This window comes from Mycobacterium sp. DL99 (assembly GCF_004762045.1).
In the GTDB taxonomy this organism is placed as follows: domain Bacteria; phylum Actinomycetota; class Actinomycetes; order Mycobacteriales; family Mycobacteriaceae; genus Mycobacterium.
This window is the reverse complement of the sequence record NZ_SJOM01000007.1, coordinates 480565-497332: the sequence shown is the minus strand read 5'-3', so window position 1 is coordinate 497332 and position 16768 is coordinate 480565. Positions and strand designations below refer to the sequence as shown.

Here is a 16768-nt window from a genome sequence, read left to right as displayed (position 1 = left end):
CGCACGAAGGTCCGCACCGACATCCGGGCGTGCTGGGCCAGCTCTGCGACGGCGTTTGGACCGGAGACATGTTCGACGGGCGGAGATGCCCGGCCTATCCGCCCGATGGTCCTCGCGTGCGGGTCGCTGATGGAAACTCAACTCAGAAGCGAGACCGTAGATCACGTCTGCGTCCAGGTATAAGAAGCAGGTACGCTCAGGATCCGTCGGGATATGCTGCGGTAGCGCGGATTTCGACAAGCAGTCCGGGGCTAGCGAGCCCGCTGACGCCGATCAGTGACCAAGTCGGGTAAGGAGGCTTGATCAGGCGGGCCTTCGCCTTGGTAAAGCCGGACAGGTGCTGGTGGATGTCGACGTGGTAGCTGGTGACATCGACGAGCGCAGACAGATCGAGTCCTTCCAGACGGAGAATCTCCTGCAGCTTCCGAATGGCGATCTCGGTCTGTTCCTCGATGCCCTCAGGGATGGTGCTGTCGGGGCGCCGGCCGATAGTGCCGGCAATGAATAGGTGCCCGTGTGAGCGCACTGCCGCGGAATAGCCAAAACTCGCGAAAGCGCTGACGGTCTTGCCGAAGATCTCAGAGTCTTCGGGGACCTCAACAGTGTGGATGGTCATTGCGTTTCCTTTCCTTGTGACTGATGCGGGTCAGGTGTTCCAGCGGGACGAGCGGCCGACGTCCTCCATCGCGACGCTCCGTAATCCCCGGCGAGGTGTGCAACGCAATGCGTAGACGACAGCGACGCCACCTTCCGCGCCCCGGTTGGAGCGTCGAATGATCCGACAGCGGCGGGAACATGTTTGTCGTGTGGTGCTCCCCGTCGGATCAGCTTTTGGATCGCTGGGTTCGACCGTTCAGACGGCCGTCGCTGTGGCGTAGTCACACGAGAAGGCTTGGCGGTATGCAGTTGGAGTCGTGGCCAGGCTGCGACGAAAATGGAGGCGGAGATTGGCAGCCGACCCCAACCCGGAGTCCTGTGCGACGCGGTCGATCGAATAGTCGGTTATTTCAAGTAGTTCGCGGGCAGCGGTAATGCGTGCATTCACCAGCCACTGCAACGGAGTCGTTCCGGTTTCATCGGTGAAGCGGCGCATGAAGGTCCGCACCGACATCCGCGCGTGCTGGGCCATTTCTGCGACGGTGATTGTCTCGGCGAGTCGGCCCAATACCCAGGCCCGCGTGGCAGCCAACGAAGTGTCCCCGACAATCGCAACCGCCGCGGGGACATACTGCGCCTGTCCCCCATCGCGATGAGGTGGGGCGACCAAGGCACGAGCTACCCGATTCGCGGTCGCGGCACCAAGATCCCGCATCACCATGTACAAGCACATGTCGATCCCGCAGCACATTCCGGCAGAGGTAAGGACATTGCCGTTGTCGACATAGAGGACATCCCGATCGATTTGCACCGATGGAAACAGCTCCTCGAATTCCCCAAGATGCTGCCAATGCGTGGTGGCTCGTCGACCGTCTAGGACGCCAGCGGCAGCCAAAGCAAACGCCCCCGTGCAAATTGACGCCACCCTGGCACCTCGCGCCACACTCTCTACCAGCGCGTCAAGCACTGGGGAAGGAACGGGCCGATCCACCGGCTGATATCCCGGGACGATCACGGTATCGGCCTCACCCACTGCATCAAGACCGTGGTCGACCGCCAGGGCCAGGCCCGATGCAGTACTGACGCGATCCGACATCCCGCAGACTCTCAAGTCATACGGGACATCACGGTCAATCGTGAAGACATCGACCGGAATCGCAATGTCCAATGCCGTGACACCGTCCAGGGCCACAACTGCAATACGGTGCTGTTTCTCCATCACCGACTGACACTGACCCACCAGCACCCGCGTGAACAGTGGCCATCCTGCCCATTACCGTAAGGATCCGGCCATTCTGTCGGGGGAGGCTTTCCGCCCGACGAACTAGCCGGTGTGCCCGCGTGCGCGCCCTTCGGCCACCGTCAGCGCCGCACCGGCTAGTTCGGATGCAGTGTCCGTCCCGGTGTCCCCTGACGTGCGGCTGGAGCTCATCGGCCCTTGCTCATGCGCAGGATCAAGGCGACCGTGTCCTCGGAGTGGACTGCTGGAGTCAGAACTGCCTCCAAGAGAAGGCCACGAATCGCGGCAACGGCGACGGTGGCCATGCTCAGCGCTTCCTCGGTGTCGTGTCCTTCGCGTTCCGCGAGCGAGGCCAGCATCGTGGTCAGGTCGTCGAGCGAGTCGATGAACTCACGAAAGTCCCCTGGGCTGTAGGCGGCGAGTCCAACGACGTGAAAGAAACCGCGGACACGCGACAACTGCTCCGGATGGGTGTAGGCGCGCCAGATCGCCACGACGAGGTCGTCAAAGGTGCCCAGCTGGGCCGTCTTGAAAAACACCTCGTTGTCACGAGATCGCTGCACCTTGAGCATGGCCGCCAAGACGCCCGAGAGTGACCCGAAGTGGTACCGCAGGAGGGCGTGACTGGTCTCGGCCCGGGCAGCGACCTCACGTAGCGACATCCCCGGCGAGGGAAGTGCCTCCTCGAAGGCGTCGAGAAGCCGAGCCAAAAGACGCTCGCGTGCGTCGCCTTTGCGTTCCGCGGTTGACAGGATCACTCACACAGTTATCCATTGGATAACAACTATCCAATGGATAAAGAACCTGGCGGCGGCGCGCTGCGAAGCCGGCCGAGTTGTGAAGGACCTTTGATGAGCGCCACATACCGCCGCCTGCCGATGCCGCAGCAAGCGGGCGACCCAGTAGTGTACTTTTGTACATTACGCTGAATCGGCGGGGAGGACAAATGCCTGCACCGAAGGAGACGATGACTCGACGCGTGTCGCCGGATCCGGAGAAGCGCCGCCGCCAGATTGTCGTGGCCGCAGCTGAACTGATCGTTGAGCAGGGATCGACGGACTTCACGCATCGCAAGATAGCTGCTCGTGCGGAGATTCCGCTGGGTTCAACAACGCAGTATTTTGCGACCCTCGATGACATACGGTTGGCCGCCATGCAATATCTCGCCGACAAGATCGACGACGATATCGCCCAATTCCGGGAAACGCTGGAAAGTCATGGCCCGTCGCCCGCCGCCCTCGCCGACAAGTACCTTCCACAGTTGCACAACCGTCCGACTGCACGCGCAGAGACCGCGTTGATCTGCGCCGCCGCAACGAATCCCGTCTTGCGTAGACATGCGCTGCGGTGGTTCGAGGGCCTCGTAGAGGCGCTCGAACCACATATTGGGCGCGACCGCGCAATGGCGGTCGGGATATTCGCCGACGGTGCCACGATCCACGCGGCACTCAACGACACCCCAATCGATCGCGCTCTGCTGATCGACACGTTGACTGCCCTCATGCGCCGCTGACGCAGGTCATTTCCCGGAGGCGGCATCCATGAGGCGATGCAGCATCGTGACTCGTGGGTCGCCGTCCAGCGCGATCTCGGTGTTGCAGACCACTGCCGCGCCCACCCCACGCTCGGTATCCAGCATCACATAGGAGGCCGTACCAAACTCGCTGCCAGCGTGCTGCCAGACGCCGTCAGCATCGCCTTTCACCCGATGCCAGGCAAAGCCCTGCGAGATCATCGGCAGCGGAGCATCCGATGCGGCCAGGATCTGCGCCGAGACCTGATCTGACAGCGCGGCAACCGCCCAGCGCTTCTCCAAGACCTCCGTACCGTCAATGGTGCCCTGCCCAAGCCACACTCGTGCCCACCGGGCCAGGTCGAGCGCGTTCGACCGCAGTCCACCGTCGGCCTGCAGGCAGCTGGAGTACGGGGCATACTCGGCATGGCCGGTGAAATCATCAGGGATGTCATGCGGAATGAGATTCCGGTAGTCCGGCCACATCCCCCTCTTCACACCGTCGTCAAACCACGCGTGCGGGTGCGCGCGGTCCGACTCGCTCAGGCTGTCGCGATTGAAGTCCGAGCGAGTCATCCCTGCCGGACGAAGAACTGAATCCCGGCAATAGTCGGCGAAATACTGCCCCGTCACCGCATGGACAAGGTGACCTGCCAGGTCATAAGCGATGTCCGAGTACAGATGCGCTTGCCCTGGAACAGATTTCGTGAAGTTATCACGAGAATACGTCCAACCCCGAGGAGCCGGGGTCAAGAAGTCATGAAGCCACCGCCCCATCTCCGCAGGATCGGCGACTGGTCCAACGCGATACGAATAACCGTACGGCCCTGGCTCAACTGGGCTTTCAATCGGCGTCAAATGTGTGATGAGGTGCCGCACCGTGATCGGAACATCGGGGTGATATGGACTACGCACACTCGCAGGCCCATAGACATCACTTCGCCCGAGAACATCATTCACGTCCGCATCGAGATCAAGCCGGCCCGCAGCAATCAACTGAAGTACCGCAGTCGCAGTGACAGTCTTACTCACAGACCCGATGTTCAACGTGCTGACTGGCGTCATCGCCACCCCATCGCGAGCTACCCCCCACGCATCCGCAAATACGGTCCCCTCCCGAGCTACCGCAGCGACGCTGCATCCACGCACCTTCTGCGCATCGGTAAGTTGCTGGAACTCGGCTTTCATCGCTACAGGCAGCGGAGATGTGTCGCCCATGAGTCGATCGTCCTCCTTGTCGGTCCGCACACAAGCCGCTACACCCACCATCGCCACCCCGGCCAGTGCACCGAGCATGACCTGTCGTCGAGTCGCCGCACTCACGTCGTTCGTTCCCGTCTAGCCAGAGACCTCTACGCCCGAGTCAAACAGCATCGATCCGGCGGGGTCCTTCCAATTCGAATCGAATGTACATATGTACGTTCGACATCTCAAGTCTGCATGATGCAGCCACATGAAGGTCCCGCCCCGACTGTTACCGACCGACGACCGGCGACCCTCTGCCGGGCGTGCGCCGCTATCGCCCGCCGTCGTACTGCGACCGTGGCCAGTGACGCACTAGTTAGCCTACGAACGACTTGACCGCGGATGGCAAGCAACGGCCGGCAAGGTACGCGAGCGAAATCTGCTGCACGAGAGGCGGATCTGTACGGACCGCCGCAAGCGGCGGCCCCGAACAGTGCGAGCTCGTAAGTCTGCATGGCACAGACACTGGCCAATGCTCATCGCAGCGGGTGCCCCGATGCGGCATGCATCAGTAACCAATGACTGCATAAGCGCTACGTCATTTCACTGGCGGCAGATCTTTTATGGTCGGCTGAATGATATTGGCAATCCTCGATCTCCGAGACAACGTTGCAACTGCCCTGATCGACCTCCCATCCGGCGCTACCCCTACAGCCGGGGAGGGAGCAGTCCAGCTTCGCGAAGATGTCCCACGCGGCCACAAGGAGGCTCTGACCTCAATTCCAAGCAAGGCCGACGTGCTCCAGGCGGTGAAGAAGGCAATGCCCCACGCGGTCATGGATCCACTCGCCCGATGACGCCGCACACGACATGCAGGTGGAGGTGGCAACCGGGTGTACGTCGTGAGGCTGAACAACCACAAATGACCCGGGCTAGTCTCGTAGACATGCGGCGACGCGCGTTATTTTGGGCGGGGCCACAGGTGGGTTAAAGGTGTGCAATTTGAGGGTCTGAGCGTTCTGCGCCGGTCGATCGTCGTGCCAACGCTGACCGTTGGGCATGTCCTCACTCGTCGATGCCCCCAGCGCCCATTCGAACACGGCCGGGCGTCCGCGGTCGGCTTCATCCGCGTCCAGAGTTCGATATTCCCAAGAATAGGACGAGAAACTGCAACCACAGGCCACCGCCTGTCCCGGCGCCCTTTTCATCAATGGGACCGTGGGATCAGGTAAGACGACGACGGTAGAGGAGATCGGTGATGTGCTGCAAGACCGGGGGATCGCACATGCGCTACTCGACCTCGACTGGCTTCGCTACGCGTACCCGCCACCGCCGGACGATCCCTTCAACTCGGAATTAGAACTCAAAAACCTTGCGGCTGTGGTGGACAACTATCGCAGGGCGGGGGTGGATCGGTTGGTCATAGCCGGCGTCATCGAAAACCGCGCAATGCGCTCTAGGTATGAGTCGGTCCTCGGCATGCCGCTCACTGTGTGCCGACTACGCATCGTCCCAGCGCGACTGCGTGAGCGATTGATCCTGCGGCACCCTCCCGGAGAAGACAGAACCTGGCATTTGAATCGCAGCAGCGAGCTCGACCACGCCCTCGACACGTCAGGCGTCAACGACTTTACGATCCACGTTCAAGCTGACAAACCCGCTGACGTTGCTTCTCGAGTGCTGCACTCGGTCGGCTGGGTCCAATAATCCAGTTGACTCGCCTAGGGCGTGCCGTAAGGATGCAGCGGTGCCCCACAGAAATGATGATGTCGTCCTGCGGGCAGTGCGCAGACCTGACGACTATCCCCGTCTGACCGAAATCTGGCGCAGCGCGGTCCGCGCCACGCACGATTTCCTTGAAGGGGAGGACTTCCAACGCATCGAAAGCAATTTGGCCCAAGCGTATTTCCCCGCAGTCACCCTGACCGTGGCCGAACGCGACGGTGAAGCCGTCGGCTTCGCCGGCACCGCCGACGGCAACCTGGAGATGCTGTTCGTCTCGGACGAGGCTCGCGGCAGCGGAATCGGAAGTCTGCTTCTCGCGGAGACGATTGCGAAGGATGGTGTCACCAAAGTCGATGTGAACGAGCAGAACTCAGGCGCCCACGGCTTCTACCTAAGCCGCGGATTCACCCAAATCAGTCGCAGTGAACTAGACGGCGATGGCAGACCGTACCCGATCCTTCACCTCGCGCTGCAAGCCTGAGACAGCGGTTCATCTGCAAACTATCGCTGCGACGCTGAACGCCTCAAACCAGCAATCGGCTGCAGGCATACCGCTGCGAACAGGCGCGGCTTCGTCAGAATCGTGCGCCGCGGATGCTTCGCCACGCAACATGTCGAACTCGACATCGCTCGACATCTCAGATGGCAATTCGACACGCAGGATGGCCACCGACAAGCAAGCATATAGCGTTGTCGTTTCCAGAACTGCGCCGGCAATGACAATCCCCTGACCTGCGGGTAGCGCGGGTTCCATCTGATTCTGTCAGCGACTTTCTCCATTTGAAACCGGCAAGCCAGAAACCGCACGGTTGTCCAAGATGCCGATCGAACAGACACACGACCACTCACTGAATCCCCGTATCGCCTGATGGGGCACTCTTTGTGGGTTTGACCTAAGGAGCCGCCACAGATTGCCGCGTGCTACGGGTGCCATGAAGCGATCGATTTCGCCCCGATAGCCAGGCGTGGCAGTGACACTCGCGACAACATCGTTGCGGTACACCGCAAGTGCAACGGGGAGAGGGACGACAAGCTCGACTATCAACCCGGCGCACCTTCGTGGCTGACAGACGCTGGTGGGCAGAACAGCATCGACCCAGGAGCTGAGTCGTCAGCTAGGCCCCCTGCTGATATCCGCGTCGTGGCACTTGATCCCGGGACTTCTCGGCGCTCTCGTGGGCGCGGGCGCCGCCCTGACTGAATCGCCCCGGTGAGTCCGGAGACTTCATCTCTTGTGAAGGATGGAGTCATGGCAGGTTCGAGGAAGTATCCGGCTGAGCTGCGTGAACGGGCCGTCCGGATGGTCGCTGAGGTGCGCGATCAGCATTCGTCGGAGTGGGCAGCGATCGAGTCGGTGGCGACCAAGCTGGGCATCGGCACCCCGCAGACCTTGTTGACGTGGGTGCGCCGGGACCAGATCGACTCCGGCACTCGACCCGGGGCGACAAGCGACATGGCCGAAGAGCTGCGCAAGCTGCGAGCGGAGAACCGAGAACTCAAGCGGGCCAACGATATTCTGAAATCTGCATCGACTTTCTTCGCGGCGGAGCTCGACCGCCGCAATCGGTGATCCTCGACTACATCGATACCCATAAACAGGAGTACGGCGTCGAGCCGATCTGCCGTGTGCTGTCCGCGCATGGTTGCAAGATCGCGCCGTCCACCTACTACGACGGCTGCGCCCGCCGCAGCCAGCCGTCCAAGCGGCAGGTGCGCGACGAGGAGCTCAAGGTCGAGATCGCCCGGGTGCACCGGCAGAACTATGCGGTCTACGGGGCACGCAAGGTGTGGCTGCAATGCCGCCGTGAAGGAATCGAGGTGGCTCGCTGCACCGTCGAACGATTGATGGGCGAACTCGGCCTGCACGGCCCTCGCCGTGGGAAGGTCAAGCGCACCACGATTGCCGATCCACAAGCGGTCCGGCCCGATGACCTGGTGGGCCGCCACTTCTGTCCGAATGCACCAAATATGTTGTGGGTGGCTGACTTTACCTATGTGTCGACGTGGTCAGGATGGGTGTATGTGGCGTTCGTAATCGACGCCTACGCCCGGCGGATCGTCGGCTGGCGCACCGCGACCACCATGACCACCCAGTTGGTGCTCGATGCGATCGAGCACGCCATCTGGACCCGTCAACGCGAGGAGGTCGAGGATCTGTCCGGGCTGATCCACCACAACGACCGCGGCAGCCAATACACCTCCCTCACGTTCACCGATCGACTCCTCGAAGCCGGCATTGACGCCTCGATCGACGCCACCGGCAACTCCTACGACAACATCCTGGCCGAGACCATCAACGGGCTCTACAAGACCGAACTGATCAAGCCACTCGGGCCGTGGCGCACCGTTGACCAGGTCGAAGTCGCCACCCTGGAATGGGTCGACTGGTTCAACCACCACCGCCTCTACGAGTACTGCGGGGACATGCCACCGGCCGAGTGCGAAGCGTTGTACTACCGTCACCACCGAACTCAGCACACCGCCGAGTTCTCAACCCCGTAAGTCTCCGGACATGCCGGGGCGATTCAGCGAGCCAACTAGCTACCTTCTGCTCGCCGGTGGGCGGGCCGAAAAGGTCGTTCGCCAGCTTGCCCTGATCGCTCAACGACGACCATTGAGTGAGGGCTTCCATCCGACACAGCATCCCCACAGGGCCGCGCAAGGCCAACTGGTTTAGCGGATGCGCTCTTCGTCGATCGACGGTCCGTCCAGGCATCTTGTCTCGTTTCTAGAGAAGCGAGATAGATCGCACATGCCGTCTCGGCGCAATGCACGCACCTTGTCTTCGGCGCATGCAGGGTTGTCGTACTGGGGCTCAGGCGCCGGTAGCCGTCAGCCATTCGCCGTAGAAGAGCGCGATTCCGAGTCCGCAGGCGATGGCAGTGATCAGCCAGAACCGAATGGTCAGTGTGGTCTCTGGCCAACCCATCAACTCGAAGTGGTGGTGCAGCGGGGAATTTCGGAAGACCCTTCGACCGGTAGCGCGGAACGAAATTACCTGGATGACGACCGACGTCACCTCGGCAACGAACAGGGCGCCCAGGATGATGGCCAGGATCTCGGTGCGGCTGGTCACCGATAGCCCGGCGATGATGCCGCCCAGCGCCAGGGAACCCGTGTCACCCATGATGATTTTGGCGGGTGCGGCGTTCCACCATAGGAATCCGATGCAGGCGCCGGCGGTCGCGGCGGCGACGAGGGCTAAGTCGAGAGGGTCACGGACTTGGTAGCAGCCGGGTCCGGGGACGACGGCACATGTGTTTCGGAACTGCCAGAAGGTGATCAGGACGTAAGCGGCGGTCACCATTGCCATGGCACCTGCGGCGAGCCCGTCGAGGCCGTCTGTGAGGTTGACGGCATTCGACCACGCAGAGACGACGATGATGCAGAACAGCACGAACACCACGGGCGGCAGTATGAACGCGGCGATGTCGCGGACGTAGGACAGCTCAGCGCTGCCTGGGGTGAGACCGTCGGCGTTGCGGAAATGGAGTGCGAGCGTGCCAAAGAGGACTGCTGCGATGAGCTGTCCGGCGCTCTTGGCTCTCTTGTTCAAGCCGAGGTTGCGGGCGCGCCGCAGCTTGATGTAGTCGTCGGCGAAGCCGACCGCACCTAGTGCGGTGGCCAATCCGAGGACGAGTAGTCCTGATGCCGTCGGGCCCTCACCACCGAGTGCGAGCCCGACCAGGGTGGTACCCAGGTAGCTTGCCCAGATCGCGGTGAGGATCGCCAGACCGCCCATCGTCGGCGTGCCCCGTTTACGTTGGTGGCTTTTCGGGGCTTCGTCGCGGATCGGCTGGCCTAGCCCCAGCCGGGTGAACACCTGGATCAACACGGGAGTCAGCAGAAGGGCGACCACGAGGGCCATGCCCGCGGCGAGGAGTATCTGCGTCATAGACGGTTGCAGGTCTCTCGCGCCCAGTTCGAGCGAGAGCAGCTGCACCGCATCGAACTCCAAGCCCCCACCAGGCCAGTATGCCGGAGCCCCTTGGACATCACCGCAGCGACGACGCCGTTGGCGACGTAGCAGCACAGGCACCGCAGTGGCCGTCGACACCGCGCCCATGTTCAGCGGGGTCAAGCCGGGGCTTGACCATGCCGCAACGTCCGGGTGTGCCATGGATGTCGTGACGCATGAACCCACGACGCTGACAGATTCCGACTACGCCCGCGCCGAGCAGATGCTCGCTCCCTATCGTGCGCGCCGGGTGCCGGGCAGCTCACTGCAGCCACAGTGGCTCGCCGACGGCGCCAGGTTCTGGTACCGGATCGGCACGCGCTACCTCATGGTGAACCTCGCGGACAAAAGCCGCCAGGACGCCTTCGACCATGCCAGGCTGGCATCGGCGCTGTCGGCTGCCTCCGGCCACGCTGCGGAGGGGACCGACCTGCCGATCACCGCCGTCGACATCCGCGACGACGCCACCGTGCGGTTCACCGCGTTCGGCGAGCGGTGGCAGTGGTCCGACGATGCGGGCCTGAGCATCGGCGGTGCGGCGCCGCCCGTGCCCGGCGAGGCGCCGTCGCCCGACGAGTCCTTTGGTGGCTTTCCGGCGCGACGGCGACATCTGGGTACGGCGTCCCGGGGAGCAGGAATTCGCGCTTACCGATGACGCCGAACCGCAGGATCGGCGACGATGTCCGCCGCGTTCGGTCGTCCTCGACGGTGACGGAAACATACTCGTGGAACTCGAATCGCCGGACACCGCCGCGATCGAGCTCGCCAGAGTGTTGTTCGCGGACTTAGACCGGACGGTGCATCGTATCTGCGCACAGCCGTTCTTGCTGGCCAAGCGATCAAATGGTGTTGAGCGCAAACACATTCCAGCCTACCTGCTGATCACCGACCACGGACCGAAGCTCGTTGACGTGAAGCCAGCACGCCGACTGTCTAGACCGGAAGTCGTGGACACATTCGCATGGACACGCGCAGCGCTTAGGGCGAGTCCGGCCGCGACCGGCGAGCCCCATTCGGCCACCAGACCCGGGAGTCCGATTCCGTCCGGGATACGTTGGGCCTGCAGAACTCCCCACCGCCCCCAGTACCGAGGTGCCGGTGCCGAACAGCGCGGCGCCCGCGAACACCCAGCCAGGACCGACCAGCGTCGGCAGCAGCAGGAATCCCGCCGTGGTCCCGGTCAGCCACCGCCGCCGCGACATCCGCGCGCCCACGGTGGCGAACACCGTGGTGCCGACCAGCGTGCTGACCGCCAGCGCGGTCAGCACGAAACCCAGTAGATCGGGTCGGGACAACTCGCTGAAGTGCAGCGGTAACACCAGGCCCTGCAGTCAGTGCCACCGCCAGACCTACGGTGAGGGTGACGGTGCTGATCAGGAAACGGCTGCCGCGCAGGGCAGCCGCGCCGACACTGATCGGGCTCGCGGTGGTCTGCAGCACGATCAACGGCAACGCCACCGCCAGGATCCCGTTGCCAAGGAAGCTCAGGAAATGTGAACCCAGGTAGGCAACGGCGATGAACGGCATTCATCCACCAGACGCTGCGCCGCTGCGGCACGCAAGTCGCTGTTGACTGTGCCGTTACGTCCGGGTGTTGGATGCCTGGTGTGCCGACATTGCTGAGCGATTCCGATTACGCGCGTGCCGAACAGATGCTTTTCCCGCACCGTGCCCGGCGGGTGCCGGGCACGGTGCTGACACCGCAGTGGTTCGCTGACGGTGCCCGGTTCTGGTACCGCATCGGAACCCGCTACGTCGCGGTCGATCCCGGTGCCAAGACTCGTCGTGCCGCCTTCGACCACGACGCGCTGGCCGCCGCACTGTCGGTGGCAACCGGGCATGCGGTGACCGGTGCCGATCTACCGATGCTGGCCGTGGATATCCGCGCCGACGACACCGTACTGTTCAGCGCATTCGGCCGGAATTGGCAATGGGCGGACGGCGCCTGCACGCCATCCGACACCGCCGCACCCATCCCGGGCGGGATCCCGTCGCCCGATGAGCGGTGGGTTGCGTTCCGCCGCGACGGCAACATCTGGGTCCGCAACCGGGCCGATGGCACTGAACATGCCCTCACCGATGACGCCGAACCGTATTTCGACTACGGCGGCCTGCCGGACACCACCGGCGCGCGGGCGCTGACCCGTGCACTGGGCATACCGCCGCCGATGATCCTGCACTGGTCACCCGACTCGACCCGAATCCTCGTTGCGCGCATCGATCAACGTGAGGTGCCCGAACTGGTACTCGTCGAGTCCGCCCCGGCCGATGGTGGCCGGCCCGTCGAACACCGCACCCGGTACACCATGCCCGGCGAGGACACCGTCGCGACGATGACCTGGAATGTGCTCGACGTCGAGCAACGCACGATCGTGCGGCAGCAGACCGAACCGACGCCGATCATGCACAATGTCGCACTCGTCTACGCCTGGTGGTCGAGTCCGGACGCCGTTCATTACCTGCACCAATCGCGCGACGCCCGGACGTTGCGCCTGCGTCGCCTCGACCCGCCGACCGGCGCGGTCAGCACGCTTATCACCGAAACGGGCGAAACCCGGGTCGACCCGACCGTGCTGCTGGGTGACCCGCACATCGTTCGGGTGCTCGACACCGGCGAGATCGTGTGGTGGTCGCAGCGCGACGGTTGGGGCCATCTGTACCTGTATTCGGCCGACGGCGCGCAGGTCACCCAGATCACCGCGGGGCCCTGGCTGGTGAGCAGCCTGTTATGGGTCGACGAGGTGGCTCGACAAGTGTATTTCGCAGCCAACGGTCTGGTCGAGGCCGACCCGTATCTGCGGCAGCTCTGTCGAATCGGACTGGATGGCAACGGGTTCACCCGCCTCACCGATGACGACCTGGATCATGACGCGGTCAGCCCGCCGCAGGGCGGCTATCTGGTGGACCGAGCCTCGAGCCCGAGCCAGCCGCCACGCTCGGTGGTACTCGACGGGGACGGTCAGGTGGTGGTGGAGGTGGAGACGCCCGACACCGAAGACCTCAAGATTCTGGGCTGGCACCCCCCCGAGCGATTCCGGGCGACCGCAGCGGACGGTAAGACCCTCATCTACGGCCTGCTCTGGCGACCGCACGATCTGGACCCAGACCGCACATACCCGATCATCGAACACATCTATCCAGGGCCGCAACTCTACCGCGCCGGACCGATGTTCAACCCGCCGCACTATGGCGAGCCGGAGGCCTTCGCGGCACTCGGGTTCGCGGTGGTGGCAATCGACGGTCGCGGAAGCGCGGGCCGCAGCAAGGCATTTCACGACCACTCCTATGGGGATCTCGGCAACGCCGGCGCCCTGGATGACCATATCGCCGCAATCCGCGAACTGGGACAGCGGTATCCGTGGCTGGACACCGCCCGAGTCGGGATCACCGGACAGTCCGCGGGTGCATTCGCCGCGGCGCGTGCCGTGCTGCGCTATCCCGACTTCTACTCGGTGGCCGTCGCGGTCTCGGGCAATCATGACAACGCCCTCAACCTGGCGATGTGGGCTGAGCACTACCACGGCGATGTCAGCGCCGAAGGCAAGGCGGCGATCTCCAATGCCACGCTGGCTGCAAACCTGAAAGGCAAGTTGCTGCTTATCCACGGAGAACTCGACGACAACGCGCACCCGTATATGACGATGCGGCTGGCCGATGCACTCATCAAGGCGGACAAGGACTTCGACCTGATCATGATTCCAGGTGCCGAGCACTCGCTGATCGGTTGGCTGCACTATTCGCTACGTCGCACCTGGGATTACTTCGTGCGGCATCTGCACGGCAGCGAACCACCCGGTTACCGACTACAGCCGTTGCTGCTGCCCTCACTCGGCTGACCGGCGCACGATCTCCCCGGCCCGGCGCAGCACGTCCATCTGCGCCGGGTTGTACAGATCGGCCATCGCGTCATCGATGGCCTTCTCTGCAAAGTTCGCACCGCGCGGGGCGTCGGCGCGGGCCTCGGTGAGTCCGGGATGGGCCTGCCGGACCGACCAGATGTAGGGCGCCAGCCGCTCGGCGAGGTCCTGGTCGTGTCGCCTCGTCGGCGTCGGCGGAAAGTGTGTCCAGCTCCGATGCGGCCGGATCCTCGCGGGTGTCCCTGATCAGGTCGGCATAGACCTGTCGGCCGCGGGGGCCCAGCACCCGGCTCAGGACCACCATCAGTTTGCGATCCGCGTCGGCCATCTTGGCGACGGCGTCCGCGGGCGCGAACTCGGGCGGCAGATCCGTGGGCGCGGAGTTCTCCAGCAGCTCACCGAGCTCCTCGCGGGCCCGTTGCAGCCGATCGATGGTCGCCGCCAGCTCGGCGTCCAGTTCCCGCAACGCCTGTTCGGGATGCTCGTCGGTGTCACCCAACGCCGCGATCTGCGGGAGCGAGAACCCCAGATCGACGAGCCGTTTGATGCGGACCAACCGGACCAGGTGCGCCACGCCGTACTGCTTGTACCCATTTGACCGGCGTTCAGGCTCCGGGAGCAGGCCGACCTGGTGGTAATGGCGGACGGCTCGCAGACTGGTTCCGGCCAGTTCGGCGATCTCCCGAGTACTCCACGCCACCCGTCCATCATGCCCATGCCCGGGACTTGACTGTGCCGCTACGTCCGAGTGTGCGATGGAGGCATGCCACCACCTGATTTGCTCTCCGTCGACGATCTGTTCGCGCCGCCCGCCCGCGCGCAGGCATCGATCTCACCCGACGGCACCCGTATCGCCTACCTCGCGCCGTGGCGTGACCGCCTCAACATCTGGATCCAGGACGTGGACGACCTCGACGGCGAGCCGCAGCGCGTTACCGCCGACAGCACCCGCAGCATCATTCATTACGAGTGGACCAGAGACTCCCGCTGGCTGCTCTACCTGCAGGACACCGGCGGCGACGAGAACTGGCACGTCTTCCGGGCCGACCCGCAGGCCCCCGAGGCCGGTGCGGTCGATCTGACCCCGTTCCCGGGAGCGATGGCCGGCCACGAACTGCTCGGCGACCCGGCCAAGGCGATGGTGTACTCCAACAAGCGCACACCGACCCTGATGGACGCCTACGAGCTGGACATCGCCACCGGTGAACTCACCATGGTGGCGGAGAACCCCGGTAAGGGAGCAGGCTGGCGGGCCAGCAGCAACGGCGACTTGTTCTCCACCGCACTGACTGCCGACGGTGACGTGGAGCTGTTGCAGTGGGAGCCGCGGACCGAGACGCTGCGCTCCATCGTCACTTTCGACGGCCGTGACTACACGATGGGGCTGTACCCGATCACCGTCACACCGGACGGCACCGGCATCTGGATCGGCTCCAACGACGGCACCGACCGGACCCGCATCGTGCGCGTCGACGTCATCACCGGGGAGCAGACCCACGTCGACAGCCATCCGGTCTACGACGTGGACACCCGGGCCGGCGTGTTCACCACGCTGGCCGAGCCGCTGATCCTGGACCGGCGCACCGGCGATCTGCTCGGGGTGCGGTACCTGTTGGAACGTCAGGTGATTCAGCCGCTGGACCCGCACTTCGCGGCGGTGCTCGCCAACCTGGAAAAGCTGTCCGATGGCGACGTGAACGCCCTGAGCTCCGACCTGACCGGCCGACGCTGGGTGGTCAACTTCACCCACGACCGCGAAGCCGGTATGACCTACCTCTACGACCACGACACCGGGGACAGCCGGCTGCTGTTCGGATCGCATCCGCAGCTGGATCCCGAGGTCCTGGCAGCGATGGAGCCCGTCACCATCCGCTCGCGCGACGGGCTGGATCTGCACGGGTATCTGACCCTGCCGGTCGGGGTGCCGCCAAAGGAACTGCCGATGGTGCTGCTGGTGCACGGCGGGCCGTGGACGCGGGACGGGTGGATGTTCACCCCACCGGTGCAGCTGCTGGCCAACCGTGGATATGCGGTGCTGCAGGTCAACTTCCGCGGCTCGGCGGGCTACGGCAAGTCCTTCACAAAAGCCGCGGTCGGTGAGTTCGCCGGCAAGATGCACGACGACCTGATCGACAGTGTGGACTGGGCCGTCGAGCAGGGTTATGCGGATCCGAACCGGATCGCGATCTTCGGCGGCTCCTACGGCGGATACGCGACGCTGGTCGGCGTCACTTTCACACCCGATGTGTTCGCCGCCGCAGTCGATTACGTCGGAATCTCCGATCTGAGCAACTTCATGCGGACGCTACCCGAGATCGCACGCCCGCACCTGGCCAACAACTGGCACCTGTTCGTCGGCAACCCCGACGACCCGGACCAGCTGGCCGATATGCTGTCGCGTTCACCGATCACGAAGGTCGATCAGATCCGCACGCCGCTGCTGGTCATTCAGGGCGCCAACGATGTTCGCGTGGTGCAGGCCGAATCCGACAACCTGGTCGAGGCGTTGCGCGACCGCGGAGTCAAGGTGGAGTACATGATCAAACACGACGAGGGGCACGGATTCATCAATCCGGACAACGTGATCGACATGTACAAAACCGTCGACCGCTTCCTCGCCGAGCATCTCGGTGATGGAAGGAAATCGTGACCGACAAACTGGAGCAAGGACATTCACCGACCTTGCTCGAACG

General features: G+C 63.7%; 14 protein-coding genes, 2 pseudogenes and 1 other annotated feature. Of the genes and pseudogenes, 9 read left to right on the top strand and 7 right to left on the bottom strand.

Annotated elements, in window-relative coordinates; genetic code table 11:
• Positions 1-196: 196 nt before the first annotated feature.
• The 3 genes from EYZ64_RS02530 to EYZ64_RS02520 form a co-directional block, all read right to left on the bottom strand.
• The gene (locus tag EYZ64_RS02530) at positions 197-616 is read right to left on the bottom strand and encodes a Rid family hydrolase (RefSeq protein ID WP_135451713.1); all 420 of its coding nucleotides are present in this window, start codon (positions 614-616) and stop codon (positions 197-199) included.
• A 237-nt stretch (positions 617-853) separates the two neighbouring features.
• Positions 854-1816 (bottom strand): GlxA family transcriptional regulator, encoded by a 963-nt coding sequence (locus EYZ64_RS02525; RefSeq protein WP_135459760.1) that lies wholly within the window; start codon positions 1814-1816, stop codon positions 854-856.
• Between the two features lie 209 nt (positions 1817-2025).
• A complete protein-coding gene (locus EYZ64_RS02520) occupies positions 2026-2595 on the bottom strand; it encodes a TetR/AcrR family transcriptional regulator (protein ID WP_135451712.1) in 570 nt (189 codons plus the stop codon).
• A 188-nt stretch (positions 2596-2783) separates the two neighbouring features.
• Here EYZ64_RS02520 and EYZ64_RS02515 point away from each other — a divergent pair, with 188 nt between their 5' ends.
• Positions 2784-3350: a TetR/AcrR family transcriptional regulator gene (locus EYZ64_RS02515; protein ID WP_286174575.1), complete on the top strand. Its 567-nt coding sequence runs from the start codon at positions 2784-2786 to the stop codon at positions 3348-3350.
• Between the two features lie 6 nt (positions 3351-3356).
• Here EYZ64_RS02515 and EYZ64_RS02510 read toward each other — a convergent pair whose 3' ends face one another.
• Entirely contained in the window at positions 3357-4646 is a 1290-nt protein-coding gene (locus tag EYZ64_RS02510) for a serine hydrolase domain-containing protein (RefSeq protein ID WP_135451711.1), read from the bottom strand.
• Between the two features lie 524 nt (positions 4647-5170).
• Between EYZ64_RS02510 and EYZ64_RS32720 the strand changes: the two genes are divergently transcribed.
• From EYZ64_RS32720 to EYZ64_RS02500, 3 genes are all read left to right on the top strand, one after another.
• Positions 5171-5392, top strand: a complete 222-nt coding sequence (locus EYZ64_RS32720; RefSeq protein WP_502702925.1) for a hypothetical protein — start codon at positions 5171-5173, stop codon at positions 5390-5392.
• Between the two features lie 361 nt (positions 5393-5753).
• A complete protein-coding gene (locus EYZ64_RS02505) occupies positions 5754-6242 on the top strand; it encodes a hypothetical protein (RefSeq protein ID WP_135451710.1) in 489 nt (162 codons plus the stop codon).
• A 76-nt stretch (positions 6243-6318) separates the two neighbouring features.
• Positions 6319-6741: a GNAT family N-acetyltransferase gene (locus EYZ64_RS02500; RefSeq protein ID WP_286174574.1), complete on the top strand. Its 423-nt coding sequence runs from the start codon at positions 6319-6321 to the stop codon at positions 6739-6741.
• Positions 6742-6750: 9 nt separating this feature from the next.
• Here EYZ64_RS02500 and EYZ64_RS02495 read toward each other — a convergent pair whose 3' ends face one another.
• The gene (locus EYZ64_RS02495; RefSeq protein ID WP_135451708.1) at positions 6751-6930 is read right to left on the bottom strand and encodes a hypothetical protein; all 180 of its coding nucleotides are present in this window, start codon (positions 6928-6930) and stop codon (positions 6751-6753) included.
• Positions 6931-7509: 579 nt separating this feature from the next.
• On the opposite strand from EYZ64_RS02495, the gene EYZ64_RS02485 reads away from it, so the two are divergent.
• A protein-coding gene (locus EYZ64_RS02485) for an IS3 family transposase (RefSeq protein WP_135451707.1) occupies positions 7510-8762 on the top strand; the annotation gives its coding sequence in 2 pieces (ribosomal slippage) (positions 7510-7792 and positions 7792-8762; 1254 coding nt in all).
• Positions 7791-7919 (top strand) — a sequence feature (AL1L pseudoknot). It overlaps the preceding gene by 129 nt.
• A 313-nt stretch (positions 8763-9075) precedes the next feature.
• Here EYZ64_RS02485 and mraY read toward each other — a convergent pair.
• On the bottom strand, positions 9076-10155 hold the full coding sequence (gene mraY / locus EYZ64_RS02480; protein WP_135451706.1) for a phospho-N-acetylmuramoyl-pentapeptide-transferase: 1080 nt from the start codon (positions 10153-10155) through the stop codon (positions 9076-9078).
• Between the two features lie 223 nt (positions 10156-10378).
• Between mraY and EYZ64_RS02475 the strand changes: the two are divergent.
• From EYZ64_RS02475 to EYZ64_RS02465, 3 genes and pseudogenes are all read left to right on the top strand, one after another.
• Positions 10379-10883: pseudogene (locus EYZ64_RS02475) on the top strand (S9 family peptidase); the annotation flags it as partial.
• A gap of 433 nt (positions 10884-11316) precedes the next feature.
• Positions 11317-11715, top strand: a complete 399-nt coding sequence (locus EYZ64_RS02470) for a hypothetical protein (protein ID WP_135451704.1) — start codon at positions 11317-11319, stop codon at positions 11713-11715.
• A gap of 110 nt (positions 11716-11825) precedes the next feature.
• Positions 11826-14054, top strand: coding sequence for a S9 family peptidase (locus EYZ64_RS02465; protein WP_135451703.1), 2229 nt, complete (start codon positions 11826-11828; stop codon positions 14052-14054).
• Here the strand turns inward: EYZ64_RS02465 and EYZ64_RS02460 are convergent.
• Positions 14015-14775 (bottom strand): annotated as a pseudogene (locus tag EYZ64_RS02460) (helix-turn-helix domain-containing protein). The gene EYZ64_RS02465 and the pseudogene EYZ64_RS02460 sit on opposite strands and share 40 nt — an antisense overlap.
• Before the next feature lie 63 nt (positions 14776-14838).
• Between EYZ64_RS02460 and EYZ64_RS02455 the strand changes: the two are divergent.
• Positions 14839-16725 carry a S9 family peptidase gene (locus tag EYZ64_RS02455; RefSeq protein WP_135451702.1) on the top strand — a complete coding sequence of 629 codons (1887 nt, stop codon included), beginning with the start codon at positions 14839-14841 and terminating at the stop codon, positions 16723-16725.
• The last annotated feature ends 43 nt before the right edge of the window (positions 16726-16768 follow it).

Coding starts and splice junctions, on each gene's coding strand:
- EYZ64_RS32720 (WP_502702925.1), top strand. CDS start 5,171: ATGATATTGGCAATCCTCGATCTCCGAGACAACGTTGCAACTGCCCTG.
- EYZ64_RS02530 (WP_135451713.1), bottom strand. CDS start 616: ATGACCATCCACACTGTTGAGGTCCCCGAAGACTCTGAGATCTTCGGC.
- mraY (WP_135451706.1), bottom strand. CDS start 10,155: ATGACGCAGATACTCCTCGCCGCGGGCATGGCCCTCGTGGTCGCCCTT.
- EYZ64_RS02455 (WP_135451702.1), top strand. CDS start 14,839: ATGCCACCACCTGATTTGCTCTCCGTCGACGATCTGTTCGCGCCGCCC.
- EYZ64_RS02525 (WP_135459760.1), bottom strand. CDS start 1,816: ATGGAGAAACAGCACCGTATTGCAGTTGTGGCCCTGGACGGTGTCACG.
- EYZ64_RS02515 (WP_286174575.1), top strand. CDS start 2,784: ATGCCTGCACCGAAGGAGACGATGACTCGACGCGTGTCGCCGGATCCG.
- EYZ64_RS02510 (WP_135451711.1), bottom strand. CDS start 4,646: ATGCTCGGTGCACTGGCCGGGGTGGCGATGGTGGGTGTAGCGGCTTGT.